Annotated in this window: 19 protein-coding genes and 1 pseudogene; 10 read left to right on the top strand and 10 right to left on the bottom strand. The window is 48.7% G+C overall.

What is annotated here, in order from left to right; translation table 11 throughout:
* Positions 1 to 459: 459 nt before the first annotated feature.
* Positions 460 to 1224 carry a TraX family protein gene (locus ACUY4Q_RS24650; RefSeq protein WP_458047464.1) on the top strand — a complete coding sequence of 255 codons (765 nt, stop codon included), beginning with the start codon at positions 460 to 462 and terminating at the stop codon, positions 1222 to 1224.
* A gap of 96 nt (positions 1225 to 1320) precedes the next feature.
* The gene (locus ACUY4Q_RS24645; protein WP_458047463.1) at positions 1321 to 1707 is read left to right on the top strand and encodes a hypothetical protein; all 387 of its coding nucleotides are present in this window, start codon (positions 1321 to 1323) and stop codon (positions 1705 to 1707) included.
* A 769-nt stretch (positions 1708 to 2476) separates the two neighbouring features.
* Here ACUY4Q_RS24645 and repA read toward each other — a convergent pair.
* Together repA and lpxP are read right to left on the bottom strand one after the other, a co-directional pair.
* The gene (repA, locus tag ACUY4Q_RS24640) at positions 2477 to 3337 is read right to left on the bottom strand and encodes a plasmid replication initiator RepA (RefSeq protein ID WP_458047462.1); all 861 of its coding nucleotides are present in this window, start codon (positions 3335 to 3337) and stop codon (positions 2477 to 2479) included.
* 694 nt (positions 3338 to 4031) lie between these two features.
* The gene (lpxP, locus tag ACUY4Q_RS24635; RefSeq protein ID WP_458047461.1) at positions 4032 to 4940 is read right to left on the bottom strand and encodes a kdo(2)-lipid IV(A) palmitoleoyltransferase; all 909 of its coding nucleotides are present in this window, start codon (positions 4938 to 4940) and stop codon (positions 4032 to 4034) included.
* A 489-nt stretch (positions 4941 to 5429) separates the two neighbouring features.
* On the opposite strand from lpxP, the gene ACUY4Q_RS24630 reads away from it, so the two are divergent.
* A complete protein-coding gene (locus ACUY4Q_RS24630; RefSeq protein ID WP_458047460.1) occupies positions 5430 to 5663 on the top strand; it encodes a YnaE/YdfK family cold shock protein in 234 nt (77 codons plus the stop codon).
* A gap of 19 nt (positions 5664 to 5682) precedes the next feature.
* Here ACUY4Q_RS24630 and ACUY4Q_RS24625 read toward each other — a convergent pair whose 3' ends face one another.
* From ACUY4Q_RS24625 to cspF, 3 genes are all read right to left on the bottom strand, one after another.
* Entirely contained in the window at positions 5683 to 14265 is an 8583-nt protein-coding gene (locus ACUY4Q_RS24625; RefSeq protein WP_458047459.1) for a glycoside hydrolase family 94 protein, read from the bottom strand.
* Positions 14266 to 14420: 155 nt separating this feature from the next.
* Entirely contained in the window at positions 14421 to 14564 is a 144-nt protein-coding gene (locus ACUY4Q_RS24620; protein WP_458047541.1) for a YnfU family zinc-binding protein, read from the bottom strand.
* Between the two features lie 142 nt (positions 14565 to 14706).
* The gene (gene cspF, locus ACUY4Q_RS24615) at positions 14707 to 14919 is read right to left on the bottom strand and encodes a cold shock-like protein CspF (protein ID WP_458047458.1); all 213 of its coding nucleotides are present in this window, start codon (positions 14917 to 14919) and stop codon (positions 14707 to 14709) included.
* Positions 14920 to 15198: 279 nt separating this feature from the next.
* Here cspF and ACUY4Q_RS24610 point away from each other — a divergent pair, with 279 nt between their 5' ends.
* Positions 15199 to 15417, top strand: a complete 219-nt coding sequence (locus tag ACUY4Q_RS24610; protein ID WP_458047457.1) for a cold shock domain-containing protein — start codon at positions 15199 to 15201, stop codon at positions 15415 to 15417.
* Between the two features lie 449 nt (positions 15418 to 15866).
* Complete coding sequence (locus tag ACUY4Q_RS24605; RefSeq protein WP_458047456.1) at positions 15867 to 16094, top strand: hypothetical protein; 228 nt, start codon at positions 15867 to 15869, stop codon at positions 16092 to 16094.
* Between the two features lie 485 nt (positions 16095 to 16579).
* Here the strand turns inward: ACUY4Q_RS24605 and ACUY4Q_RS24600 are convergent, their stop codons facing one another.
* Positions 16580 to 16981 (bottom strand): H-NS family histone-like protein, encoded by a 402-nt coding sequence (locus tag ACUY4Q_RS24600; protein ID WP_458047455.1) that lies wholly within the window; start codon positions 16979 to 16981, stop codon positions 16580 to 16582.
* A 687-nt stretch (positions 16982 to 17668) separates the two neighbouring features.
* On the opposite strand from ACUY4Q_RS24600, the gene ACUY4Q_RS24595 reads away from it, so the two are divergent.
* The 3 genes from ACUY4Q_RS24595 to ACUY4Q_RS24585 all read left to right on the top strand — a co-directional run bounded on the left by ACUY4Q_RS24595 (position 17669) and on the right by ACUY4Q_RS24585 (position 20707).
* Entirely contained in the window at positions 17669 to 18661 is a 993-nt protein-coding gene (locus tag ACUY4Q_RS24595; protein ID WP_458047454.1) for a tyrosine-type recombinase/integrase, read from the top strand.
* Between the two features lie 652 nt (positions 18662 to 19313).
* Positions 19314 to 20012: a GNAT family N-acetyltransferase gene (locus ACUY4Q_RS24590; protein ID WP_458047453.1), complete on the top strand. Its 699-nt coding sequence runs from the start codon at positions 19314 to 19316 to the stop codon at positions 20010 to 20012.
* Between the two features lie 371 nt (positions 20013 to 20383).
* The gene (locus tag ACUY4Q_RS24585) at positions 20384 to 20707 is read left to right on the top strand and encodes a hypothetical protein (protein ID WP_458047452.1); all 324 of its coding nucleotides are present in this window, start codon (positions 20384 to 20386) and stop codon (positions 20705 to 20707) included.
* A 116-nt stretch (positions 20708 to 20823) separates the two neighbouring features.
* Here ACUY4Q_RS24585 and ACUY4Q_RS24580 read toward each other — a convergent pair.
* Positions 20824 to 21137, bottom strand: a pseudogene (locus ACUY4Q_RS24580) (Tn3 family transposase); the annotation flags it as partial.
* Between the two features lie 26 nt (positions 21138 to 21163).
* Entirely contained in the window at positions 21164 to 21916 is a 753-nt protein-coding gene (locus ACUY4Q_RS24575) for an alpha/beta hydrolase family protein (protein WP_004729622.1), read from the bottom strand.
* Positions 21917 to 22156: 240 nt separating this feature from the next.
* Between ACUY4Q_RS24575 and ACUY4Q_RS24570 the strand changes: the two genes are divergently transcribed.
* Together ACUY4Q_RS24570 and ACUY4Q_RS24565 are read left to right on the top strand one after the other, a co-directional pair.
* The gene (locus ACUY4Q_RS24570; protein WP_001567390.1) at positions 22157 to 23026 is read left to right on the top strand and encodes a DMT family transporter; all 870 of its coding nucleotides are present in this window, start codon (positions 22157 to 22159) and stop codon (positions 23024 to 23026) included.
* A 133-nt stretch (positions 23027 to 23159) separates the two neighbouring features.
* Positions 23160 to 24383, top strand: coding sequence for a MalY/PatB family protein (locus ACUY4Q_RS24565; RefSeq protein ID WP_458047451.1), 1224 nt, complete (start codon positions 23160 to 23162; stop codon positions 24381 to 24383).
* Between the two features lie 185 nt (positions 24384 to 24568).
* Here ACUY4Q_RS24565 and ACUY4Q_RS24560 read toward each other — a convergent pair whose 3' ends face one another.
* Together ACUY4Q_RS24560 and ACUY4Q_RS24555 are read right to left on the bottom strand one after the other, a co-directional pair.
* Positions 24569 to 25342: an SDR family NAD(P)-dependent oxidoreductase gene (locus ACUY4Q_RS24560; protein ID WP_004729618.1), complete on the bottom strand. Its 774-nt coding sequence runs from the start codon at positions 25340 to 25342 to the stop codon at positions 24569 to 24571.
* Between the two features lie 65 nt (positions 25343 to 25407).
* A complete protein-coding gene (locus ACUY4Q_RS24555) occupies positions 25408 to 26109 on the bottom strand; it encodes a DsbA family oxidoreductase (RefSeq protein ID WP_001194072.1) in 702 nt (233 codons plus the stop codon).
* Positions 26110 to 26112 lie beyond the last annotated feature (3 nt).

Below are 26112 nucleotides of genomic sequence, written 5' to 3'. Positions count from 1 at the left end.
AGCAGCAAAAAGGATCGCATGCAGTAAACCATAGTGAAACGGAACAGGCTTAAAATAAGCACCTGTTATCACTGATGATAATCCAGTAAAGGCAAAAAAATATAAACAGGGTATGAAACCTTCAAAAATTTGTATGGATCACCTTAAAGATATTTTAATTTTTTTGAGTCATTAAAAAATTATTTAAATGTTCGAATTTTGCACTAAAGAATTTAAGTTATCTGCCGTTTTTAATATAATTAACGGAGATGCAAATGAACAGTTTTTACCATTTTAAAACCGCGCTACACCTGAAACAAAAAAATGAAGCCATGCTGATTTTACGGGATAAGACAGAAAGTATCGCCCGTAAGATTATGGAAAAAGCAAAAATTCAGGTTCCTGATTATAAAGGACGCCTGTTCTGGCAATGGACCCAGAATTTTATTATCAGGGCCTGCACGCTGAGTGAGGAAAATAATGCCAGTCTGGATTTCAGGGAAAATAACATCAGAAAAGAAACGGCTGTCACTCAGCCCCGGAGCGATCGATGTGGTGAAGGTCATCGCGCTGGTAGCGATGATTATCGACCACATCAATACCGTACTGATGCCGGTCCCCCGTCTGGAGTTGTATGCACTGGGGAGAGCGGCGTTCCCGCTGTTCACCCTGGTCTGGGCCATGCATGTCACCCGTGCACCCCAGCGGCTGCAGCAACGGGCAAACCGGCTCTGGATATGGGCACTGGCGACACAACCGGTGTTCACTCTGACATTCCAGGGCCACATTCCCTGGTACGCCCTGAATATCCTTTTCGTGTTCGCCAGCGCCACGCAGGTGCTCGCCTGGCAGCACCGGGCAGGCCAGCGTGGCATGGTCGGCGGCGCAGTGCTCATGATCCTGTTGGCGTGGCCACTGATGCCGGCGAGTTACGGCGTGCCGGGTCTTGTACTGGCATTGTCACTGGCCATCTGGCTCTCAGACCCTCCTGTCGCCGGCAGAGAGCGCCTGGGATATATCCCGCTGTTCTCCCTGCTGCTGCTCAACGGCGCGCCCCATTTGCTGGACAACACGCTCCCGGCGCTGGCTTTTGCCATCATTCCGACGCTGTTGCTTCCACCTGTGGCCGTCAGGCTGGCCATGCTGGTCTGCCCCTCAGAGGCTCCCCGGTTCATGCCCGGCACGTTCTTCTGGCTGGCCTATCCCGGACACCTGGCGTTGCTGTTGCTCATTCACACACTGTAATAACCGCATGTGATACTGGTCAGTTACCCGCCGTGCATTATCCCGATCATCCTTCTGCAGGACCGGCACGGCCGGAACGGTTTCAGGGAGTTGCCCATGAATGACTGTAACCATGAAGTATCCCGGCCGGGCCATTCAAGGCTGGCCACCTGCCGTAGCGTGAAGCTCAACGCCACTGAAGCGGAGCACTTCTGCTCCCTGCCACTGGATGATCGTCTCCATCTGCATATCCCGGCGTTTATGGCGCTTGCAATGGAATGTCGCCGGTCGGAAGGTTTTCCACCCGCTGATACCCGTGGCCTGCATGAAGACATCGTGTTTTACAGTGCCATGTTCGGGCTGTTTCTGGAAACAGGGAGAACACATCACCCTGTCGAGCTGGTCAGAGCGCGGTTCCATCATGCAGAGACTGATCCGGCATTCTTTCCCGCAGCCATTGCTGCTTGTCATTGCGGGTCAGTAAATACCGGACGTCCGGCCTGACAGTATTCAGGAACGCGAGCCGTGCGCAGCGTGACCCTGAATGTGCCGCAGGCACATGCCGGCGGAACTGAAGCTGAATAATGCGCTGAAGGTCATCCCGCCGGAGTGCCCGGCGAAGCCGGCTTCATGATAGACGATCGCTCTTAACCCCTCCGCCCTGCAAAGCCATAATCCGCTGTAAGCCACTCAGAAGCCGCTGTACGCGGTCGGAGTGGTCACGGCAAGGCCTCAGGCCGCCGCCGGGGCGTATCTCCGCGTGTGAGCGTTTACGCGAACTACGAGCGTGTTTGATTATCTCACCGCGCAACCTGCTGAAGCAGCGCCGGGTTTAGTTACATCATCCATCATAAAGCGGCGTTGTTCCGGGCCTGCGGCCCGGGGCGGGGCGGCTTTACGGTGGAAAACCGGTGTTGTGGCCACGGATATGCACGCGGGACCCGCCGCCTGCGGTGGGGGGTACCTCTTTTCTGAGCGGCGTGGCCGCAGGCCACTGCAAGCGAAGGCCTATCCACAGAGCTATAGCTCTTATATTTAAGAGATCTGTTAATGAAGTAAAGAAGGTCACTACGCATCTGAGCTTCTGATTGCATTAAGGACAAGAAGCCATTTGCATCTTGATGTGAATAATAAAGAAAAGGATCGCCATGCCGGCAGAAAGATCGCGAAATCTACTGCCTGCAGTGTCATTTGCGTTCATAAAATGAGCAGCTATTTTGTTCAGACGTGCAGAATCCTCCGCAACGAAGCGGAGGGTTTCAGAAATCCGGGGTTATTCCTGCTGTCGGGCTATCTTCCGTATCAGGGCCAGACGCTGGTTAACGAGCTTTTTGAACCCGTCCATCGTGATGCCGTCATGCTTTCCCTGACTCAGTTCATGCTGAAGCTGACAGCTGATCTGGTGACGCAAATCAGTGTCGTCTTTCCTGTCCGCAATGCGGGCTATTTTCTGTTTACGGCGGATGTCCTGTGCCGCTTTACGTTGTTGCCAGGTAATTTCGATCAGTTTTTCACGATGCAGGCGCGACGCTTCTGATTTGGTCAGCGGCTTCTGCCCCTTTTTGGCCAGTCCCATGTTCTGCCAGGCCAGCTGCTGGTTGCTGGCTTTCTCCCAGGCCTGCGCCGAGCTGCCGACCATGTCGAAGAAGCGATCGGTCACCTGAATATCGGCGGGGAAATACTGTCGGGTCACTTTGTCCCACAGCAGCTTATAGGTAATGACACCGTAAGCGGCCAGATCCTGCATGGCCCGTGTTGCCCGTGTGATGGAAAGATTGCCGGCTCTGGAGGTTGTGGCCAGCCCGGTCTCGACAGCCATTGTGGTGAAACTTACGGGAACATGACCGCTGATGATATTGAGGTGATAAGAGATACCCTGTGTCATCGCGTTCATCGCCCTGGCGCGGTGTTTGTTGAAATGACGGCTGCGTTTTACCGGTTTATTCGTCTTATGATGATACGCATCGTAGAAGTAGAATCCCGCCCAGCGCGAAACATCCCGGGTCGAGAGCTTCTCGAGCAGTGATTTATTGAAAGCGGGCAGCTTGTGTTTATGATGTGCGGGGCGGGTAAACGCCGGCGTGGGGTTAGCCACGTAGCACTGTCTGACGTGTGGATGTATTTGTTCAGTCACCGGTCCTCATACTTATGGCGGTCCGGTATTGTGTTATATGGTGCATGCGTTATAATCCTTCACAGGCAAAGCGCCTGCTTTATTACCCCCTGATTTCTGCTGATTCCGCCAAGTTTCGAGACAGATTTCAGGGGGTTTTTGCATTCAGGCTCCGGCAAGTCTACCTTCACCCTATCCCGGACGTTTTACGGATACGCCCCATCCCGGTATTCCTTTAACCCCGCTGCCCGTTCGCATGTACAGGCCACGAGTCTCGACATCGTTCTTATCCTGATTGAGTTGTCCCACCACAAGACGCGTCACTCAGCCGGATCACCGGTTTGAGATAAGTCAGACATCTGAATTTATCACCTACAAAAAACCCCACCACAAGGCTTTTGTAACTCACACATTCTACCCAATTACCATAGCGTTTTCTAGCCAAAATAATTCTACTGATAAGTAACAGGATTAAACATTTGATTTTTTCTGGTTTAAAAGAGGTATGCGATGAGCGATTGATAACAAAACCGTGAGAGCGTATGAGGGGTTCCCTCATACGTTCGAAGGGTTGGACAAGCCCGGAGAATCAGGACGCGTCAGGATGGTTACCTTATATACAGATGCATAACCCATTATTTTGTTGTCAGTTTCGTTTTGTCTCTGACTAGGGGGAAAACCTACCTTACATCAGATGTCGATGACTTAATTGTGGTCATTCGTAAAACGAGACCTCTCCTTTCGGGCGGGTTTTAAACCTACGGTGCATCCACAAATATTGCTCAGGGGCGCGGAGAATTTCACGCTCGATGATTTTATTCATGTAACTCGCTGCGACGATCTCGTCTCCCTCAGGATAGCCTGATAATGGATTACCGATGTACATGTGATAACCTTTTTTATCACTCCGCCGGATCATGCTAAGAGTGATCAAATCTGCACCAGCAAGTTTTGAAAGTGCATACGTTCCGTTCGTCGTGGCTGCTTTTTTTACCGAGAAAAAAGGGGCAAAAACGCTCCCTTTAGGCCCATAATCCTGATCAGGTGCAAACCATACAGCTTCACCGGCCTTGAGTGCATGAACAAAGCCAGATAAATTACGTCGATTAATCATCGCTTTATTTGAACGCATACGTCCTTTCGTCTGAACCCATTCCATCAATGGATTATTATGTGGGCGATACGTTGCCATCATAGGATGGCATAACCCCATGACTCTTCCACATAATTCAAGAGACATAAAATGAATCCCGACAACCATTACCCCTTTGGTTGCATTGGACAGGTTTTCAACCCCTTCGACATCAAACCATTTTTTGACTCTCGCATCGCTCCAGAACCAGGCCATGCCCGTTTCCACCAATCCCAGCCCAAGAGAAACAAAGTTTTTATTGACCAACTGGCTTCGGGCAAAAGGTGTCATCTCGGGAAAGCAGAGTTCAATATTTTTCATTGCAATACGTTCCCTTCGTTTCAGAAAAGGTCGGGATATCTTTCCAAGACCAGAGCCCAGAATATGTAAGAGCGGGTAAGGGAGTTGAACGATAAGCCACAACAAACCTAAACCAGACCAGGTAAGCCAGTAGCGTGGATAAAGTAAATTATTAGTAAAGGGTTGTGACATAAATCTCCTTAACTCTAAAGAAGGTTGTAGCGCATAAGGAAAATACTGAGAGTATTTGTCTTCAGCGGTACATATTTTTTTAGACAGTTTTAACCTGTCTCAATTCAGTAATTAAATAATTAGTAATTACTGATTTCCTTGACTAAAAAATTTAAAGCTTCAGTAATCATGCTTTTTCTGACTGATCTATAAGATAAATGTTGACATTTTCTGTTATCATTTACGTAAAGTGCGGGTACTATTCATTTACCCACATGCCATTACTCTGAGCGGCCCAGTGCGCATACCAGTCAGACGACGTGAATGGGATTTTCTTTAAAGAAATCTGGTTTTTTCAAAGCCAAAAATAATTTTTTGTAAAATACAAAATTTATTATACGTCTGACAGTATAAAAATCGGGATAAATTATGATCGATAAATCAGGTTAACATATTTTTAAAGTTTAATGTCTGATTTATGATAAACTACCCTTCCATGAGAAATTTAAGATGAAATCAGAAGACACCCTTGACTGGTATCCGGCACAGTTGCCTCCAGTGAAAATTATCCTTGGTGAGGCCGTACTGGCTGTGGGTAAACAGGGCCGGCCGATAAATACCCGAACCTTGCTAGAGTACTTACAGGTAATGCAGGACAGGCAAAAAAGACGAGATGACAAAGTTGCCATGCAGACGGCGATTGATGTTCTCCGAGATAATCAGCGCATTAACGGCAGGCGTTAATGCGCATTTTAAGTCCGTATCAGTTTTGAATTACCTCAACCGTATGGTTTTGTCTGTCATCCAGTAGTGGAATTCTGTCGTCAGGCAGGAGAATGCCATCCAGCGTAACCCGATACTCTCCTTCGCCGCGTGCAACTCTAATCTGATAATGGCTCTCGCCATACTGATAGGTCATAGAAAAAGACGGCCACTCATCCGGTAACCGGGCATGAACAGTAAAGTCAGCGCCGGTGCGTTTTATCCCCAGCAATTCTTCGGTAAGTAAACGCCAGGCCCAGCCTGCAGAACCGGTATACCAGCTCCAGCCGGCACGTCCGGTATGGGGAGCGACGCTGTAGATATCAGCACTCATTACATAAGGTTCAGCTTTATAAATCCCAACAGAGCCCGCATTCAGAGTATGATTTATAGGGTTGAGCATTGACCAGAGTTGCCAGGCACGTTCGGCATTCCCCATCCGTGCAAATGCCATCACGGCCCAGATGGCGCCATGAGTATACTGCCCTCCGTTTTCCCGCACACCGGGCAGGTAACCCTGTATGTAACCCGGATTTGGACCGTGTCCATCAAAAGGAGGCGTTAACAGTTTAATCAGTCCCCCTTCGTTATCCACAAGGTGCTTATCCAGTGCCTGCATGGCCTTCGCACATCGCCCCGCGCTCGCAGCCCCGGACAATACAGACCAGCTTTGCGCAATCGCATCAATCCGGCAGTCCTGTGAGGCTTTCGACCCCAGGGGAGTACCATCGTCAAAATACCCGCGCCGGTACCATTCACCATCCCAGGCGTGGGCTTCGAGATTGCTTTGCAGGCGGAGAGCCTGTGAAAGGCACATCGAGGCGACACTTTCATCCAGCCTGCGCTCCGCCAGCGCAGCAAACCGCTGCAAAATATCGTACAGGAAGAAGCCCAGCCAGACGCTTTCACCTTTGCCTTCGATACCCACCCGGTTCATCCCGTCATTCCAGTCACCAGCCCCCATCAGCGGCAGGCCATGCTCTCCAAACCGTAGTCCATGGTTAATAGCTTTGACACAGTGTAACCATAGAGTCTCTTCGGTGCTGCTGATGACCGGCGTGTCATAGACAGACTCTTCACCAGGCTGAAGCGGGCGTCCCTCCAGATAAGGAATGCGTATTTCCAGAACATCTTTATCCCCCGTCGTTTCAACATAGTGGCAAACGGCAAGCGGCAGCCAAAGGTAGTCATCGGAACAACGGGTACGGACACCGTTGCCGTGTGGCGGATGCCACCAGTGCTGCACATCCCCTTCGATAAACTGCCGGGATGCACAAAGTATTATCTGTTCACGCATTCGGTTCGGATCAGCATGGCTCAGTGCCAGTGAATCCTGCAGCTGATCGCGAAAACCAAATGCACCGCCAGACTGATAGTAGCCACTGCGGGCCAAAAGGCGACAGGCGACTGTCTGATACAACAGCCAGCCATTGACCAGTAAATTTACGGACGTGTCGGGGGTGTTAACCACGATTTTATCGAGCATATTGTGCCAGTGGTTATGAATCCGGTTCAACTCCTGGCGGACTGTATCCTCGTTCATGTAACGGGCCAGCGTCTCATGAGCACAAACATCATTCTCTTCTGCGCCGAGGACAAAAATAAACGTCCTCTGATCCCCATCAATTAATGTTACCGTTGATTGTACCGCCCCGCAGGGATCCAGACCGGCACCCGTGTTACCCGAAAGCCTGCGCAGTTTCATGGCCGACGGCGCGTGAAGGGATCCATTACGGCCGATAAACTCCCGGCGGTCCCCTGTCAGCGAACAGTCATTACCGCTGACGGCAAAAAATGCAGTTCGGCCGCCACCATTATCACCATAAAAGTTGTTCGCCAGCACCCCGCAGCCGCCAGGCGTTCTGGTCGCATGTGTCACAATGTGAGGGGCTGAGCGAGTTCGTGTTTCTCCGAGCGTCCACTCTACATAGCCTGTGACGGAGATTTGACGTGTCCGTCCCGAAGAGTTACTGAGCGTCAGGAGCACCAGTTTAACTGGCGCCTCTTCAGCAACCAGGACGGTCAGCTCGCTGTCTATACCACTCTCACGGTGGGCAAAAACGCTGTAACCAAAACCATGTCGGGTCAGATAATCACCGTGTCCGCGCACAGGCAACGCTGTCGGTGACCAGTTTTCCCCGGTCTCTTCATCACGCAGATAAAACGCCTCGCCAGAGCGATCGCTCACTGGATCGTTTTCCCAGGGTGTTAACCGGTATTCATGGGCATTCTCATACCAGGTATAGGCCTGTCCTGCATCTGAAATCACGCTGCCAAAACGGGGATTTGCCAGTACGTTTGACCAGGGGGCCGGTGTCTGCGTATTTTCCCGCAGAACAATTTGATATTCCCTCCCATCCTGAGAAAATCCACCGAACCCATTGAAATAGCACAACTGACTGATATCGGGGCTCCAGTCCGTATGTTGATTACGCTCGCACACAGCACGCGGAATGAATGCTATGGCCGGCGATTTGAGGGTATGTATACGCTGGTTAAGCTGCTCATTAATACTCCCTGCGCGGTCATCAAGATAAAGGCAGGCCACGCTCATCAGAAGCAACTTATCTTCTGCGGAGAGATGCTCGCCATTACGAACAAAAAGCCCGCCCGTTTTGTCCAGCAGACTGGCTTCAGACCCCGCATAAATTAACTCCATAATCTGATTTTGTAGTCCCTGTTGGTAGCCGCCGGGGCTGTTATTCAGGATAACCAAATCAACATCCAGTCCTTTCTGTCGCCAGTAACGGTGTGCCTGAATCAGTGTGGTAACGGAGGCGATACTTTCTTCGCCGGTTATACTGAGCAGCACTATCGGCAGATCGCCTGAAATTGCCCAGCCCCACAGACCGGACTGACCACGCCGGTTGCGGCTGATCACCTGGCCCTCAGCACGAAGCTCCTGGACAGGGTAAAGCACAGCGCTGGCGAGACGATTAAACAAACTTGCATCATCTTCACTGGCATTCATCTGGCGTAATACCACCAGACTATGAGACCAGGCCAGTTCAAAAACGCGATCGGCAATAGGGTAATCGCGATATTTTTCCAGCAGCGCCAGGCTCTGCTTACGGGTCTCGCTGATACCATAAATAATATCAATCGTGACCGACTGCCCCGGCTGTAGAGTGATGGAGTGACGTATTGCCAGTATCGGATCCAGCACTGACCCCGATGTGTTGCTGAGCGCCCCTCCCGCCGCTATTGCCAGGGCGTCAGCAGGGCTTCTGCCACGACCAAGAAATTTTGCCCTGTCCGTTTCAAACGAAACGTTATGTCGGTTATCGCTATGCACCACCATCATGTGAAACAAGCAGGGGCTCGCTTCATGCGGAGAGCGCGGGCGCCGGTGGCAAAGAATGGCGCCACGCTCAGGATCCAGCTCAGTCTGAATAAACAGTTTGCTGAATGCAGGGTGTGACAGATCGCTGGCATCTGGTGCCAGTACCACTTCAGCATAGGTTGTCAGTTCCAGAGAACGGGGCTGGCGACCACGATGGATCAGTGTGAGCCGTCGCAACTCAACATCATCCTCCGGGGAGATAACCACCTGAGTCTTGACGCTAAGTCCTCCGAAGGTGCGTCGGAATTCAGCCCCCGCATCGGTGAAGAAAACTTCCTCGTCTTGTCCGCTGGAGTTGCCTGTCGGTTGCCAGGTATTGCTCCATACATCCCCCGTCAGTGTGTCACGGATGTAGCAGAATGCTCCCCAATTATCACGGGTGGCATCACTGCGCCAGCGTGTTATTGCAATATCGTTCCAACGACTGTAACCACCGCCGCCCGCAGTCAACATCAGATGATAATAGCCGTTGGACAAGAGTTGAATATCAGGAGTTGGTGTATCCATGGTATAGAAAATACGAGGTTCATAGCGAACGGGTTTGACCCTGCCTTCATGAGATTCAAAATGACGGCGCGGACTGTACAGATCGACCGCATCCGGCACGCGCTCCTGTAACAGCAGGCTCGCTGACCGGAATACCGTACTGGATAAGAATCGTTCAGTCATGGGGGCGTCAAGCAGTACATGAGCCAGTGCCTGAAATGCCATGCCCTGGTGATGCGCCATCCAGGACTGTACCACTGCATAGAGTTGGCCGGTTGCGAGGCGTGAGGGGGTATAGTCCAGTGCTTCATAAAAGCCGTATTCGCCGTGTGCGCCATTTTTTTGCAGCCTGAACAGATTCTCACAGGCTCTCTGTGGAGAAACCATCAGCGCCAGCATTGTGGCATAAGGTGCGACAACCATGTCATCGGCAAGTCCCCTGCGCAGACCAAGACCCGGTACGCCAAATGCCTGATACTGATAATTATGCTGAACATCAAAAGCATGATAGCCAGACTCTGAAACACCCCATGGTACCCCGCGTTCTTTCCCCCAGTGAATCTGGCGCATAACCGCCGACTGACTCATTTCATCGAGCAGGCTGCCGGGCCAGGTGGGCATCACCAGATTCGGCATTAGGTATTCAAACATGGACCCGCTCCATGACATCAGGGCAGCTTCATTATCAATCGTGGTAAACAGTCGACCCAGCGCGTACCAGCTTTTAAGAGGTAGCTGATTAGTCGCAATGGCAAGAAAACTGGTCAGGCGAATTTCAGACGGCAGGAGATCGTAGTGGCTCTTGTCAGGCGTATTCGTGTCACAGTTGTAACCGATACTGAGCAGACTGGTTGCTTCGCTGTACAGAAAGGCGAAATCCATCCGGGCATGCTCATCCAGTCGCTGTTCAAGTTCGGTGATAATATTGAGTCGCATCCGGGCCTGCTCCGTCGCAGACGCCGATGATGTTCTTGTACCGGCTAATGTCGGACGGGCAAGCTCGTTCAGCGTCGGCAGCGTCTGTTCGTTCCACGATACAGGTAACCAGCCAAGCAATAACGACCACTCATGGCAGAACTGAACCAGTTGATTCTCCAGATGTCCTGCCCAACGAATCTGAAGGGATGACCCCTGATGACATGACGTGGACAGATGGTTGCACTGGATGCTCATGTTTTTCAGCTCGCTGAAAAACGCCTGTGGAGAGAGTGACGCCGCGCTCTGGCAATGTTTGCGCAGCAGTCGCAGGCTGTCAGGTGGGTTCTGACCCCACTGTTTTTCCAGAATATCCAGCGTATCGTTCAGTCCTGCCAGTATCTGTTGGCTGTTTAAAACAGGCTGATGACGCATGGCGGACAGCCCTGCACGCAGCGTCAACAAATGCCCCGCCATATTGCCGCTGTCGACGCTTGAGACATAGCGCGGGCTGAGAGGGGCCAGCGTGCGGGTGTCATACCAGTTATAGAGATGGCCCCGGTAGTGCTCCATTTTATCCAGCGTATCGAGCGTGAGCGACACGCGCCGGAGCACTTCTCCGCCGGGCAGGTAGCCAAAGTCCCATGCCGTCAGGTTAGCCATAAGTGAAAGACCTATATTGGTAGGGGAAGTTCGATGTGCCACCGTCGGTTGTGGTATTTCCTGATAATTATCAGGTGGAAGCCAGTTCTCTTTTGCTGTGGCAAATGTTTCAAAAAAAGCCCAGATTTCACGGCTTGTCTGGCGTAACAGCTGTTTTTGTTCCTGATTTGGCGAAAACACCTTACGGACGGGCTGGCGGCTCAACCAGTTCATCAGCAGCGGCGCCACACACCATAACAAACCGATCGGCAACGCAATCCACAGCAGTTTGGGGGCTAATTGTCCGGTCAGTATTATCAGCGTCACGCCACCGGCAACATTCAGCCACATCGCCTGATAAAAACATGCAACAGTGGGTCTGACCTGATTGTTGTCCTGACTGTGGCTGACCCACTGGCTGAGGTGACGCCTGCTTATCCCCAGTCGCCATAGCGTCATGGCGATCGCTTTCAGCGAATATCCGGCTTCGTGCGGCAGTATCGCAAAATTAAGACCGATACCAGACAGACGCTTCAGCGCGCCCGCCCCCACAAGTAACAGATGCGTCTTCAGGCGGCGGCGCAGAGGTTTATTTAGAAGGTCATGGGTGATGCAGAGGATGGCTGGCAACAGCCAAATCAGTGACAGTATGCTCAGCCAGTAAACCGGATTGGGTACCCAAAGCAGGGTGAAGTACAGTAATATCAGTAAAGAGGGGGCTACCAGACTGCGACGTAGATTATCAAGTAATTTCCAGTAAGAAAGTGCGGTCAGCGGATTCCGGGCACGGGTTCCATCGGCTTTTCTGACGCGTGGTCTCAGCCAGTTAAGCAGTTGCCAGTCACCACGGATCCAGCGTGCACGGCGTGCAACATCCGACAGATAATTATTAGGGTACTGTTCGTAGAGTAACACCTCACTCAGCAGACCCGAGCGCGCATAGCATCCTTCAAGTAGATCATGGCTGAGAACCAGATTTTCCGGGCAGGTATTTGCAGTAGCCTGCATAAAAATGTCAACATCGTAAATCCCTTTGCCCACGAAGGATCCTTCCCCAAAGAGATCCTGATAGATGTCCGAAGACATCATCGAATAGGGGTTATTACCTGGGATGCTGCTTCGCAAGGCTGCGTAGCGCCCCTGACCGTTGCGTGGCATCTCCTCCGCAAGACCGGGTTGCAGAATGCCGAATCCTTTGACAACCCTCTGGTGTAGCGGATCATACTCTGGCTTATTTAGCGGATGCGCCATCGCCGCGACCAGTTTATGTGCCGTATCGCGCGGCAGCACCGTATCACTGTCCAGGGTAATAACGTATTTAATGTGACCCGGTAAAAGGTGTGCAGGCATGTCTGAAACGCTGGCGAATTGCGTTCCCGGATGACGCAACCAGCTGTTCAGTAATGCCAGTTTTCCCCGCTTGCGTTCATAGCCCATCCACATTCCTTCCGCGGGGTTCCACTCAGGCTGGCGATGTAACAGATAAAAACGTGGTCGGCCAGAGGGGTAGCGCCGATTCAGCGCCTGCGTATCGGCGATCGCCTGTCTGAGCAGAGCGTGACTTTCCGGTGAGGGTTCATTTTCAGAATCCGCAAAATCAGTGAGCAGCGCGAACCTGAGATTTTCGTTTTCATTCCCAAGCCAGCAGACTTCAAGACTGGTGAGGAGTTGGCTGAAACTTTCGTGGCTGGTCAGCATGCAGGGGATGACGATCATGGTGGCGCTGTCAGCGGGAATGCCGGTTGAAAAATCCATCCCCGGCAAGGGGCGAGGAACGCGAAAACGGGTGGTTGCGTCACTGAGTAAATCACTCATTAACTGAGTTAAAGCGATAAACAGAGGCAATATCACCGCGATTAACAGCCAGTCTGCGCCCTGCATGGCTGTTTCGTGCAATATTGCCGCGGTCGTTGCGGTTGTCAACAACGCCAGGCTTGCTAGCCATGAAAGCAGGGTTATTCTATTGAAACTGTGCCGCAACCGTATGAGCTTTGAAGTGTCTGCCAGGAGATTAATTTCCAGCGCCTGTCGACCTTCACCCGCGAGATAATAACCAATATGATGTTCTGGTGTATTGAGCGCTTTTTCCTCTGAAAGCGCCAGCACTCTGTCAGCAACCTCAGGCTCGCTGAGACCACTGTCTCTGGCCAAGACCTCAACTACGTGCCGGTAATGATCCCGGGTATTGAAGTGCATCCGGGGATAGATACCGGCAGGGTCATTGCTTAATGCATGTTCAACGACGCTTATCGTTTCGGCGAAATCAGACCAGTCTGTTTCACCCAGTAATCGCAGACCTGCAATGCTATTACTGACAGACAGCTGGCTGGCGGCAAGCTGTTGATTGAAACTATGTATGAGAACGTCGGTGGTGATCCCCTGTTCCCGGAGGCACTGATCAACCCAAGTTAAAGGTAACGACAGTGCGTTGCCATGCCCCTGTAGGCGCCGCACCAGCTCTGCGACAAACGCACTGGTTAACGGGGGGCGGGAGCGCGCCATATCAGCAACCACCATGATTAAATCACCAGGTGCACTCTTTGCACATTCGAAAATCCTGGTTATCCATGTATCGGCCAGGTTTCTTTCGTGCTGGGCTTTTATCACTTCCATGCTGATACGACGAAGATTCTCAATCAGCGCCAGGCGCAGCATTCCCGGTAACGCCCAGACTTCACCTAGCGTCAGCGGTGTCACCTGTTGATATGCTGTAAGATAGCTGGTCAGGCTGGCAGCATCCCAACGGCCATCGCCGTGAGCAACGGCCTCTGATGCGATATGATAAATTCGTGGGCAGTTCAGCGGCGATATCAGCGACGGGAGACCTTTTCCAAAACTTTTCGGTAAGTGCTGGCGGACGGTGCGGATTTGTTCTTCAATAAGATAATAATTGTCCAGCAACCATTCACCGGCGGGCATGATACTGGTCTTTTTACCCGCGTTAAGCTCATAGCAGTTTTGGGTGATGACGTCTTCATTGTCACCAAGCCTTTTCAGAAGATAATAAGGATGTTTATCCGGCGATACTTTATGAGTTCGCGCCAGTTTCTGACCATAACGTTCCATCTGGACGGTCGAAAAGAGTTCAGACCGCGGAGTACTTTCGCTTGCAGGATCGTTCGCCAAAAACGTTACGTTTTCGGCAGCATTCATCGGGATACGGGAGCGGTTAAACCACGCTCTGGGGTTCATTTTCATAGCATTGCTCTAATGCAACGTTAGCGCGCAGGAGCAGTTGCGAAATCAGTTCAGAAACGTTCTCTCAGGATGGGCGTAAGGCATCAGGGATTTAACAGCTGCCGGAATTTTACTTAAGTATAGAACATGTGCTCTGAATGTTGTTTTGATTGGGACTAACGTCGTGCGATAAACAGAGCCTTACATCCAGGGCAAAGCATGGCCTGATTGCTGCGGATTTTTGACAATTGTTGAGCTGATTTTAAGCCACAAACAGGGCAAGTGGCGGTGGCGGTAGACGCACCGCTGAAAAGTTTCATTGCGTAATTGATAATAGACATAACCATTAACCTTTCAATGAATGAGCTTCACCGTAACACGTTTGATTGAATTTTAATCACTTAATTTATCCTCCTGTTATTAATCGAGTGGCGGAATACCACAGGTAGCGATGACGTCGTTTCAGGAAAGGTAGATGTTCGCAGCCACTGGACCACTGAGACCATTGATCCGACAAAATTCGATGCGGATCCCTGGAGTAAGTAACTCTGTTTCGTTGGGGTTAACGGCTGAAATGTGAAGCAGAACATCTTTTCGACCATCTGAAGGGGTGATGAGACCTTTGCCACTAGGGCTATCAAAACTTTTGACAATTCCTGTCATTTTACGGGACAAATCAATTCCTTTTATAGAAAGACATAATAACTATACGTATAAATAAATTAAATGCTACATTTGATTTCTCGTACAGGACCTCTGGATGGCTAAAATTTAATTTGCTTATTATGAATTCCCGTGCCTTAATGACCTTATCAGTTCGAACTACAAACGAACGTAAAACATTTCCCGTGCAGTCCTCATTACCAGGCGCTATCGCTGATATCCCCTTCTTTTGAGTCCATACGCTTAATACTATACGTTTCCTATGAATACTAATATGTAACGGGAGTCAGTATGACCTCAAGAATTAAAGGCCTGGTAAAGTGGTATAATGAAGACAAAGGCTTTGGTTTCATCTCTCCGCTCGATGGAAGCAAGGATATCTTTGTTCATTTTTCTGCGCTTAATGGCGATAACTTCAAAACCTTATTTGAAGGACAGAAAGTTGAATTCGCAATACATAGTGGTGATAAAGGCCCGGCAGCTGCAAACGTAATTCTTTGCGATAAATAAATATTTGTGGATCTGTGACAACGATGAATTTTTATACCGGTGTAGACAGGTCCATAAATTAATTTAGCGATATGCAGATTATTCTTGACATCAGGTCAGCACATTTTACCCCATGTCTTGTATGCGTGTGCTGACCGATGTGATGAAGTGCAGGTCTGCTGCATGAACAGTCTTAAAGCAGAAGCTAACTGCTTGTAAAAATATTAAAGTGCGTAAGAGGCAAGGCAACCTCCATAAGCATCACATCTACTATTTTAAATAGGTATTTCACTGAAATACCTTTCCATAAGGGCACTTTTATTCATATCCTGTAAATTAATTATAATTGTTAGCTGAGCACTAATATTTTATTGCATTGAATTGCTGATGGTTTGTTTTCGGTATAACCACGTTCTTCTTTATCAGGGTGTTGATACCTATGCAAGTATTTAACAAAATCATGGTGATATATGAAAAAGGTAATTGTTTTTTTTAATGCCGAGCCCTGCAAAGTTATCACCGTACTTAAAGGTATCACCTCTGTCCGAGAGGAGTATCCAGGTGGTGAAGAAATACATCTTCAGATAATGTCTGCAGGCTTTCCTTCGTTGACTGGAGATCATGGCATTGTTTACGTAGCTTCTGACAGAGAACTGACGTCGCAGGAAATACTTGATGCCGCCAAAAAGTATTTGTAGCACTTTTATATTTTTCTAATCCGTGTCAGAACGTGCATTAGTGGTTTTAGAGACTATGTTTCTCTTATAAGCAAGATGAAAACTAAACAGTATGTGAAAAAATAATTGCCTGCTTGCAAAGCAGGTCGTTTTACTTTAAATCAGCATCAAGTTATTTAAAATATAAATCAGTCACTCTTTACGTTAATTTTAAATACAGTGTAATTGTTGATTTTCAGCTATTGAAATGAAATCGTATAGAAAAAACGCGGAAGGAATTCCGCTGAGACATTTTATGATATCGAAATATTTATAATAGGAATCGTCGCATGGTTTAACGTTTGGGTGCCACCGGTAAAATATTGACACCACTATTATCAATCGACGGAAGTCTCTGTATTATCCGTGGTTATTCAAAAAATAAAATCGGGTTGAATTGTTATTTACTGACAATGCGAATAAATCACCTAAGTGATTGTTAATGAAAGCAATATTCACTTCAGGGCTTAAATGAGAAAATCATCAAGTTTTTTGCCCTCAGAAATTTGCTTAGATAATGCTTTTGGCATTCGACCCTGGCCGGTCCACGTTTTAATCTCACTATTTTCATCCAAATATTTGTATCGTGCTGGTCGTGGAACACGAGTTGGTTTTGTTTTATTTATCTTTCCTGAAAAATTCAATAATTCTTCCGGGTCGATCCCGTCTGCGAGCATAAGCTGTCGAAGGTTATCCAGCTTAGCTTTTCGCCCACTGTCTTCTTTTTCTTTTTCAACGGCAGTATCTCGTATTTCTGAAACAACGATACTGAATTTTTCCAGGATTGCCTCAAGTTCTATAAGTGAAAGGTCACGAGATTGCGCACGAATAGAGCGAATATTATTAAGCATTTTGATTAAATCTGACATAAAACCCCTTAAATTAAATGTAATTACACTATGAGTGTAATCTATAAAGAAGTGGCATACACTTACTTTATGATGATTTATTTTAGCAATCAGGAAAACATCATCAGGACAGAAACATGCAAAAAAACACTTGTTCATACAGATATGTGTATGTAAAAATTTAATTAGCCACATTAAAAACACTTAGCGTGAAAAATATTAATCACCTGATGGTTTAGCTTTTCCCGGGTGTGCAAAATTTCTATATTATCTTATGTTTTTTATTTCGTTCATGAAATATTCATCTGTGGTTGTGACTGAACTGTCGTCAGTAAATCCACATATAAACAGTCACTTAGGCCTTCCGAGTAATGCACTCACCTTTACGTTTAGTTCAATTGTTCTGCTCCCCATTGATTAACATCACTGACCTGCGCCCAATTTTTTAAGACGCATTTTTTATAGGAATGTGCGCTTATGGCACAAAGCGGACATTTTCGCTCTTCCTCAAGGCAAGCAAATTCAGGCCTCTGACTGCTAAAGTGGCTTTACATATCGGAGGCCCAGAGCGAAAGCACCATCTATATTCTACTTATTAAAATGTACGTTTGAAAAAGTAGAGATTCCTGAGTAGACTTGAGGGCACCATCCGGCCCCGTTTTTCATGCAGCGCGCCGGTCACTTTACCCGCAGAGGCTCCGACAGCCTATGGCCAGTCAGACCGATCCGCATCCGCAGTGGTTGCCCCGACTTCCGGACGATGCAGCCGAAGTCTATGCATTATTACCGGCGCTGACTGGTGACGGTGTCACGCCGGTAAACCCGGCCCGGGCATACCTGCTGTCTCTCAACTCGACGCGCAGCCGCCAGACCATGGCCTCCTTTCTGAACATCGTCGCCCGCCTGCTCGGTGCCGGCTCCCTGGCAGACTGCAGCTGGGGGGCACTGCGGCGTCACCATGTATTAGCCCTTATCGAGATGCTGCGCGACGCGGACCGGGCAGTGGCCACGGTGAACACCTACCTTTCTGCCCTGAAAGGCGTGGCCAGCGAAGCCTGGATGCTCAAATTGATGGATGTGGAAAGTTACCAGCACATCCGCGCCGTGCGCCAGGTGCACGGCAGTGCACTGCCACGCGGCCGGGCGCTGAAGCGGGAGGAAATCCGGGAATTGTTTGCGGTGTGTGAGGCGGATTCCGGCAGCATCGGCGTGCGGGATGCAGCCCTGCTGGCGGTTATTCTCGGCTGCGGTCTGCGCCGTTCGGAGGCAGTGGCGCTGAGTTATGAAGATATTGAGAATGGTGACCGGGCGCTGAAGGTGCTGGGGAAAGGGAATAAAGAGCGGCTGGCCTATGTCCCTGCCGGTGCGTGGCAACGATTGCAGTTCTGGATAGACCAGGTCCGGGGTGAAGCCCCGGGCCCACTGTTCCCGCGTATTCGCCGGCACGACGTGGTGACAGAAAACCGACTCACCGACCAGGCGGTGTACCATATCCTGCAGGTACGTCAGCGGCAGGCGGGGATTGAAAAATGTGCTCCGCATGACCTGAGAAGAACTTTTGCGACGGCAATGCTGGATAACGGGGAAGATTTGATAACGGTCAGGGATGCGATGGGACATGCCAGCGTGACCACCACCCAGAAGTACGACCGCCGCGGGGAAGAACGCCTGCGCAGGGCACGAGATCGTCTCAAAGATTGAATCAACCAACGACATGACAGAGACTCTGTATCATTACACCGATAGAATGGTTTATGGGCATCATCAGTAGTTACAAGCTTTAGGCCATTAAAATTTAGCATCTTAATAGCAGCACAGAGTATTACCTTGCCATACCGATAGCAGAAAACCTGCTTGTAGAGTGGAACAGGGCGAACCTGATCTGGCTGAAATTTATATTAAGGCGTTTCTGATGCACCCTATGTATCATGGCTAATTTCATCTTAGGGTGTGTTCGCTTTCAGTGGAAGGGGATTTACTTAACAGGTGGAGAGGCTACTCACACCATTTTCTTTCATTAACATTGTAGTTTTTCAAAAAATCATGGAAACGTTAAATTCCCTGAGTAAAAATTTCTTACTGGATGCTATTCTTAGTACTATAATTAAAGAATTACTTAATCATCGTGAAATTAATTTTAACGCCTTGGTTGATGCATTAGTTTCTAAAATGAATACATCCTTTAACCCACAAGATCGCGAAGTTTGCTCAATATTGATTAGTGAAATATGGGAATTTCAAGCGAGAATATCAAAAAGTTAACATAATTGTATGGTTGTTATCTATGAGTAAAGATGAATTTATCGTGCATGTGAACTCACATGATTGAACTGATGACTATGAAGGAAGGTTTATGGATACTAAAAATCTGTTTGGTCAGGTACTAGGTAAAGAAGTAAAAGATTGGACCATAAAACCACAACCAAAAATTGAAACTTTAAAAGGCAGTTATACTGTACTTTGTCAACTATCGGTAGATCACGCAGAGGATTTATTCCGCGAATGGGAAAGTATTGATGATGAAAGAGACTGGACATATCTTTCTGATAACAAACCACATACTAAACAACAGTGTTATGATTATTTAAGAGGCCTTCTTGAAAACAAAAACGAGCTTCACTACTCTGTTAAAGATGCTACTAGCGGTATTGTAAAAGGGATTTTCAGGGTCAGTGATATAGATGTCAGGAATGGGACATTTAATATTTCTGAAATTAACTGGACTCCTTTAATGAAGAGGACTCGACTCAGCACTGAAGCACTTTATCTGATTATTTCTTACTTCCTTGATATTCTTAAATACAGACGTTGCGAATGGAGATCTAACAAAGAAAATCAACCCGCTATTGCTTCAGCAGAAAGAATTGGCTTTATAAAAGAAGGAGTACTCAGAGATAAAAAAATCAATAAAGGACGCTCTGAAGATATTGCAATTTATTCAATCGTAAGCACTGATTGGGTGAATATTAGTCCTGCACTTAAGAACTGGTTAAGAAAAGAAAATTTTGATGATCGTGGTAAACAAATTCATAAAATCGGTGAGCTCATGTAAGCCATAATGGGATAACTTGAAGTTAAGCAGGGCTAAATTAAATTTAAGAAAGAATAAAGTCATTCTGTGATCCAAAGTTTTCTTACTTGATAATAACATATTCCATTATTATTGTTTATAACCTCCTGATTTAAATCATTTATATTTGATTTCGAATTCCAGTTTAGTTAACATTGCAGCCACTTCTTAAATATAACCATTTAGGGTTATAAGGTGCATATGGGATGCATAATTTGTATTTTGTGCTAACTTTAAATAAAGGAAGGCCATGCATAAAAGGAAGTTTTTTAAGAGGGTGAGTGGTGTCGCTCACCCTCTCTTTTACAAATGTATAAAAAATTGAAATTATTAGCTTGCAATGGATTTTATATATGACTGATATTATTGTTTTTCATAAAGGTACAGCTGTAGCGTTAGTAAAAGGGAGTTTAAATCAATTTTCTGTGAGTTATGTAACTTCTAAAAAGAAAATTGTATCACTTCCGTTACAAATAGTATTTGTCTCTTTCTTAAACGGACATTGCAGAGCAGTACTTGTAGCTTCGGAACAACCTGTAACGACGTCATCCGTTATTGATTTTTATGACACTATAACCGATGGCCAGAAACCTATACCGATAAATTCGGTAGGAAAAGTCATTCAGAAATTCGAGCGCAGCCAGAAGAAACAACTTTGTAATGAACTTTTTAGCTAATTCTAAAAGGTTGTTAGTTGTTGTAGGTCTCCGTTTGGGAAACGGAAAATATTGTACGTTAAGGGGTCCGCTTGGAAAACGGAAATTATCCCACGCTAAGACTATATTTTGTACAGCAGTGGAGAAGGATGAGAGACCAGCAGTTCATTAACAGGGACTCCTTTTTGCTTAAGCGGCTCAATGGTTCTTTCTATATAAACCGTATTCCAGAGTGTTATCGCCGCCGTATGTAGTGTCAGCGCCGGTGGCGTGGTAACGCTGATCCTCCCACCCCCAGATCCCTGATTTCATTCAGCCGGTGCATGAAGGATGCTCGCCCAAGGGCCTCACCCTTATTCAGCCCCGCCTGTATGCATCGGCCTAAGCCTTTATCGCAAAATCAGTCCAGCATAAACAGCGTCCGATCTCTGCAGAAAATCGCCCTCTGCGCTACGAGTTTGAACGCATTTACTCTGTTTATAGGTAACATTCGCTCCACGATATAATGATATCGGCAACGTATTCAGCATCCTGAGCATGAGTCAGAAGGTGATCCGCCTTACCCAACGAAATGAAACTCTTGGGATGCTTTGCTGCTTTGAATATTTTTTCGGCCTGCTCAATTAACACAGTATCATCTTCAGTCGCATGAAAAATAAGCAGAGGCTTGTTCATGGCGAACACCTTATGAGCGATTTTGTGTTCCTGAATATTGTCCAGCATCTGTTTCTTTAAGGTAAATACCCGCCCGGCCAGCTCAACGGGATAGGCTCCATGCTGGTTAATGTTTTCAACATCATCCTTAAAAAGACGTTTTACGTGTGTCAGTTCTCCGGGTGATCCTATGGTGACAACGGCCTTTGCCTCAGGAACTTCGCCGGCAATAGACAGAATGGCCGATCCCCCCAGGCTATGGCCGATGAGCAAAGAAGGCGCTTCGTACTGTCGGCGGAGATAATCTACCGCGCAAAGCAGGTCCGAAATATTGGATGAGAAGTTGGTGTTGGAAAAATCCCCTTCGCTGTTTCCCAGACCAGTAAAATCAAACCGGAGAACGGCGATAGCATTCTCTGTCAGTTTCCGCGCAATACGCGCCGCGCCTTTGAGGTCTTTGCCACACGTAAAACAATGAGCTAACAGCGCAAACGCTTTAGGATTTTCAGGAAGTTCAAGCAATCCGGCCAGTTCTTCACCAGCCGCATTTTTGAACGTAAATTTTAGTTTTTTCATAGGATATTCCAGGTCTTAAACTGATTTCATATGTTTGATCGCAGGGAAAAATAATCTTCTGCTCTGCATCTGGCATTACGCGTTTTCCTTCCTCTACTGGGGATGTGAAACAGAATTCATTCCGAATGCCTGTCCTCACCTTCCAGTTTGAAAGCTGATTATTGCTTCCTGTTCGGTGATCACTTACGCTATGCTACCAACTAGATGGTAGTTTACAAGAATTTTATGAGGTCTCACTGAATGGCCAATTGCGCGCTCATTCTTAAAATATCCCTGGCAATGCTGGCGTTTGCTGCAAACTCTATTCTGTGCCGTCTGGCCCTGCAGGGAGGCCACATTGATCCCCTTTCATTCAGCAGCCTCAGGCTGGCCAGTGGTGCACTCGTCCTGTCACCTTTCTTGTTTTATCACGCAAAAACTACATTATCGCTGTGGCGTCCGCTGAGCGGATTTTACCTCATGGTGTACGCAGTGCTCTTCTCTGTCGCCTATATCCATCTCGATACCGGGGCAGGTGCGCTGTTACTTTTTGGTGCCGTACAGTTTGCGATGGTGATCCACGGATTATTTAAAGGGGAATCACTCTCCGTTATGCGGGCTTGCGGTTTAGTTATTGCTCTGGCAGGAATTGCTGCCCTGCTGTTACCCGGGGCGAAGGCACCGCCGCTTTACAGTGCACTTATGATGATCGTTGCCGGATTAGCCTGGGCCGCCTATTCCGTCAGGGGGAGGGCGGGCCAGGCGGCCGGGGCTTCAACGGCGGCAAATTTTGTACTCGCCACGCCGATGGCTCTCGCTCTTTCGTTGCTGTTTATGAAGCAGGGTCACTATGATGCTGCGGGCATTGCTTTGTCATTGCTGTCCGGTGCCGCCGCCTCAGCCGGTGCATATGTATTGTGGTATACCCTTTTACCCTCTCTCGGCTCTATCACCGCCAGTACCCTTCAGCTCAGCGTTCCCTGTCTGGCAATGCTAGGGGGTGTGGTATTCCTGGATGAATCACTGACGGTCAGAACGATATTTTCTGCCCTGGCGGTGCTGACTGGCATTGTGATGGTGACACGCGAGAAATCCCCCCGTCAGTCGATGACAAAGGCGAGAGAACCTTAATAACGCAATTAATTCATGCAGTTGTGATGATTCTCTTATGTTAATCACACGAGCCAGTTTTCCCGCTCCGGCATCAGACTGACAGTAATTCTGAGGTCGACGTTTCTGACTACACCTAAGGCAGGTTTATGAAATGAAATATGATTTTGATGAGTACGTAAGCAGAGAGAAAACAGACAGTCTCACCGTGGACGGCTGGCGGGAATACCTGTTTTCGGGACAGTCCGAATTTGCAATGCGGTATCCGGCAGAAGGGCTAATCAACCTCTGGGTTGCTGACATGGCTTTTGCCACACCAGAGCCGATTCTTCAGGCCATCAGAGACCGTCTGGATAGAAAAATACTCGGCTACACTAAAATCTACGACGAAGAATACTATGAGATCTTTGGCAGCTGGTGTGAGCGACAATATGGTCACCGTTTCAAAACGGAAGACATTGTGCTGTCTCCGGGCATTATTCCCGCGCTGAACCGTCTCGTCCCGCTTCTGACCGACATGGATGACAGTATTCTTATTATGACGCCTTCATATGGCCCGTTTAAAAAGGCGGGTGAATACAGTCAGCGTCGCGTGGTGTACTCGGCGTTAAAAAAATCAGCAGGCGGCTGGGAACCTGACTGGGAAGACTTTGCACGCAAAGCCAGTCAGGCCGATTTACATGTGAAAATTCTTTTCCTGTGTAATCCGCATAACCCGACCGGACGAGTCTGGCGGCCTGATGAACTTAAGCGGATTATTGAAATTTGCCTGGCCAATGACATCTGGGTGATATCTGACGAAATTCACTGCGACCTGTCCCGAAGCGGTATCGGTCATACACCGGCCGCCTCTCTTTTCCCTGATTCTACACGCATTATTACCTGCATGTCCTCGAGTAAAACATTCAATCTGGCCGGGAATTTGTTGGCAAATATTATTATTCCGGATCCCGGTGTCAGAAGCGAGTGGCGTCTCAGACACGACGAGTTCATCTCTCCACTGAGCCTGGCAGCAAACAAAGCGGCGTGGAGTGAATGTGATGACTGGCTTGTCCATCTGAGGGAATATATTGACGGCAATTTCCAGTACCTGCACGACTATCTCAAAAGCTATTTACCCGAAACCAGGTTCTCGATCCCCGAAGGGACATATCTGGCCTGGATAGATATTAGCCGCTACCTGCCCGACACCGCAGGTGAGGATTTATCGCTGTATTTTGCCCGGGAGTCAGGGGTCCTTCTTGAAGGGGGCTTGCTGTTTGTCGACAATGGGGACGGATATATCCGGTTAAATCTGGCCTGCCCACGGAGTATGCTGACAGCAGGGATGAAAAGAATTTCACAGGTACTGCGGATACCGGCTCCTCATCGTGTATAACCCCTTTCTCTCTGGCCGTTTTGTCCTGTCAGGATGTCGTCAGAACCCGGCATAACACCCTGTGCCGGGAACACAAAAGGCACGGATGAACAGGTCGTGAATATTCTTAGTGAAGCCTGCTGATGACATGTCTGGCGACAAAAAAATGCCGCCCTTAAGGGGCGGCTTATGCCAGCGTCACGGGGTTATCGTCTGACCGCCATGATGCCCGCATCGACATCCCAGATAGCGCCCGTCACCCATGAGGTTTTGTCAGACAACAGGAAGAGAATAGTGTTTGCCACATCTTCGGCAGTTCCGACGCGTCCCAGCGGGTGGAAATCGTTCAGCGACTTCATAGCATCTGCGATATCCGCTTTGTCCATGAAGCCTTCGTATATCGGCGTATGAACAATCCCGGGAGACACCGCGTTGACACGAATACCCGCGCTGGCCAGCTCAATCGCCAGATTACGCGTCAGGGCATGCAGACCCGCTTTTGCCATTGAATAGGCCGAGGCCGGCGAGTCACCCAGTGCAGCCTGAGCACCAATCGAACCGACGTTGACGATAGACCCTTCGAGCTTCGCGGCGAGCATGTTCTTCACGACATCCTGTGTAATAAAGAACGTGGCTCGGTTCAGCGAAAGATACATGTCATAATCGGCAAAGCTGTGCTCGGTAAATCCTTTGGGCATGAAGATACCGGCGGCATTCACCATCAGGCTGATATCGCGATGGTGAGCATTAATTTCCTGACGGATAGTTTCCATACCTTCTTCGGTCATCAGGTTCGCCGCGATGACCGCAACCGGTCCCAGAGGGCTCAGTTCTTTTTGCACCGCTTCGGCTTTGTCTTTTTTATTCCCGGTCAGCACGACACTGCCGCCCGCTTCCAGTACCATGCGTGCCACGGCCAGGCCCATGCCGCTGGTACCGCCGACGACGAGCAGTTTTTTACCTTTGAAAAAAGTGTTCATTTTCTGACTCCATTACTGGTGGGTAAGACGTTGCCGGCAGCGTGAAACTGCCGGCGGTTGACGGATTAAATACTGCAGCCATCCGTTCCGCAGGTCTGACCCGCAGTGGCTGAAAATTCGGTTTGCTGTTCATCCCAGACCTGACGCAGGGCATTCAAAAAGTTATCTGCTGCCTGAGCCCCGCTGATGGCATATTTTTCGTTCATCACAAAAACCGGAACGCCGCTGAGGCCAATAGACTGTGCGTGGGCTTCATCGTCGGAAACGGTGGCGCGAAAATCGTCATTTTCCAGGGCGGCTTCAGCGTCAGCTTTCGGCATACCGGCTTCTACGGCCATGGCAACGAGCTGCTGACGGTCAAAGAGAGAGCGACCTTCGGTGATACTGCCATGATAAAAACGTTCTTCCACCGCGTCCGCAATTCCGGCCTTACGCGCGGCAACCAGCAGGGTGTGTGCATCTTCTGTATCACCAAACATCATGCCGTCGAAGTTGTAGATCAGACCTTCAGATTTACCGGCGGTGCCCACCTGATTCATCATCAGCTCCGCTGAATGCTGACTGCCCAGCTTTTTAACGATGGCATCCTTAAAAGGCATCGCGGGAGTACCACCGGCCAGACGGTAGCTGTGATGGCGGATCACCACCTGGTCGCGAAATTCAAAGCGATTCAGACCCTGTTCAAATCTTTTTTTAGCAATCCAGCACCACGGGCAGACCAAATCTGACCAGATATCGATGGTAAGGGTGGGTTTCAGCGTTTGCATAAT

The sequence above is a fragment of the Phytobacter cepae genome (assembly GCF_054165735.1).
This window is presented reverse-complemented; position numbering and strand designations above follow the sequence as displayed.

Bases quoted from the DNA above. Each gene is read 5' to 3' on its own strand.
- ACUY4Q_RS24590 (WP_458047453.1), top strand. From the start codon at position 19,314: ATGGATACTAAAAATCTGTTTGGTCAGGTACTAGGTAAAGAAGTAAAA.
- ACUY4Q_RS24575 (WP_004729622.1), bottom strand. From the start codon at position 21,916: ATGAAAAAACTAAAATTTACGTTCAAAAATGCGGCTGGTGAAGAACTG.
- ACUY4Q_RS24620 (WP_458047541.1), bottom strand. From the start codon at position 14,564: ATGAAACTTTTCAGCGGTGCGTCTACCGCCACCGCCACTTGCCCTGTT.
- ACUY4Q_RS24600 (WP_458047455.1), bottom strand. From the start codon at position 16,981: ATGTCAGATTTAATCAAAATGCTTAATAATATTCGCTCTATTCGTGCG.
- ACUY4Q_RS24645 (WP_458047463.1), top strand. From the start codon at position 1,321: ATGAATGACTGTAACCATGAAGTATCCCGGCCGGGCCATTCAAGGCTG.
- ACUY4Q_RS24555 (WP_001194072.1), bottom strand. From the start codon at position 26,109: ATGCAAACGCTGAAACCCACCCTTACCATCGATATCTGGTCAGATTTG.
- ACUY4Q_RS24625 (WP_458047459.1), bottom strand. From the start codon at position 14,265: ATGAAAATGAACCCCAGAGCGTGGTTTAACCGCTCCCGTATCCCGATG.
- ACUY4Q_RS24560 (WP_004729618.1), bottom strand. From the start codon at position 25,342: ATGAACACTTTTTTCAAAGGTAAAAAACTGCTCGTCGTCGGCGGTACC.
- ACUY4Q_RS24610 (WP_458047457.1), top strand. From the start codon at position 15,199: ATGACCTCAAGAATTAAAGGCCTGGTAAAGTGGTATAATGAAGACAAA.
- ACUY4Q_RS24585 (WP_458047452.1), top strand. From the start codon at position 20,384: ATGACTGATATTATTGTTTTTCATAAAGGTACAGCTGTAGCGTTAGTA.
- ACUY4Q_RS24570 (WP_001567390.1), top strand. From the start codon at position 22,157: ATGGCCAATTGCGCGCTCATTCTTAAAATATCCCTGGCAATGCTGGCG.
- ACUY4Q_RS24650 (WP_458047464.1), top strand. From the start codon at position 460: ATGCCAGTCTGGATTTCAGGGAAAATAACATCAGAAAAGAAACGGCTG.
- ACUY4Q_RS24565 (WP_458047451.1), top strand. From the start codon at position 23,160: ATGAAATATGATTTTGATGAGTACGTAAGCAGAGAGAAAACAGACAGT.
- ACUY4Q_RS24595 (WP_458047454.1), top strand. From the start codon at position 17,669: ATGGCCAGTCAGACCGATCCGCATCCGCAGTGGTTGCCCCGACTTCCG.
- ACUY4Q_RS24605 (WP_458047456.1), top strand. From the start codon at position 15,867: ATGAAAAAGGTAATTGTTTTTTTTAATGCCGAGCCCTGCAAAGTTATC.
- lpxP (WP_458047461.1), bottom strand. From the start codon at position 4,940: ATGTCACAACCCTTTACTAATAATTTACTTTATCCACGCTACTGGCTT.
- ACUY4Q_RS24630 (WP_458047460.1), top strand. From the start codon at position 5,430: ATGAAATCAGAAGACACCCTTGACTGGTATCCGGCACAGTTGCCTCCA.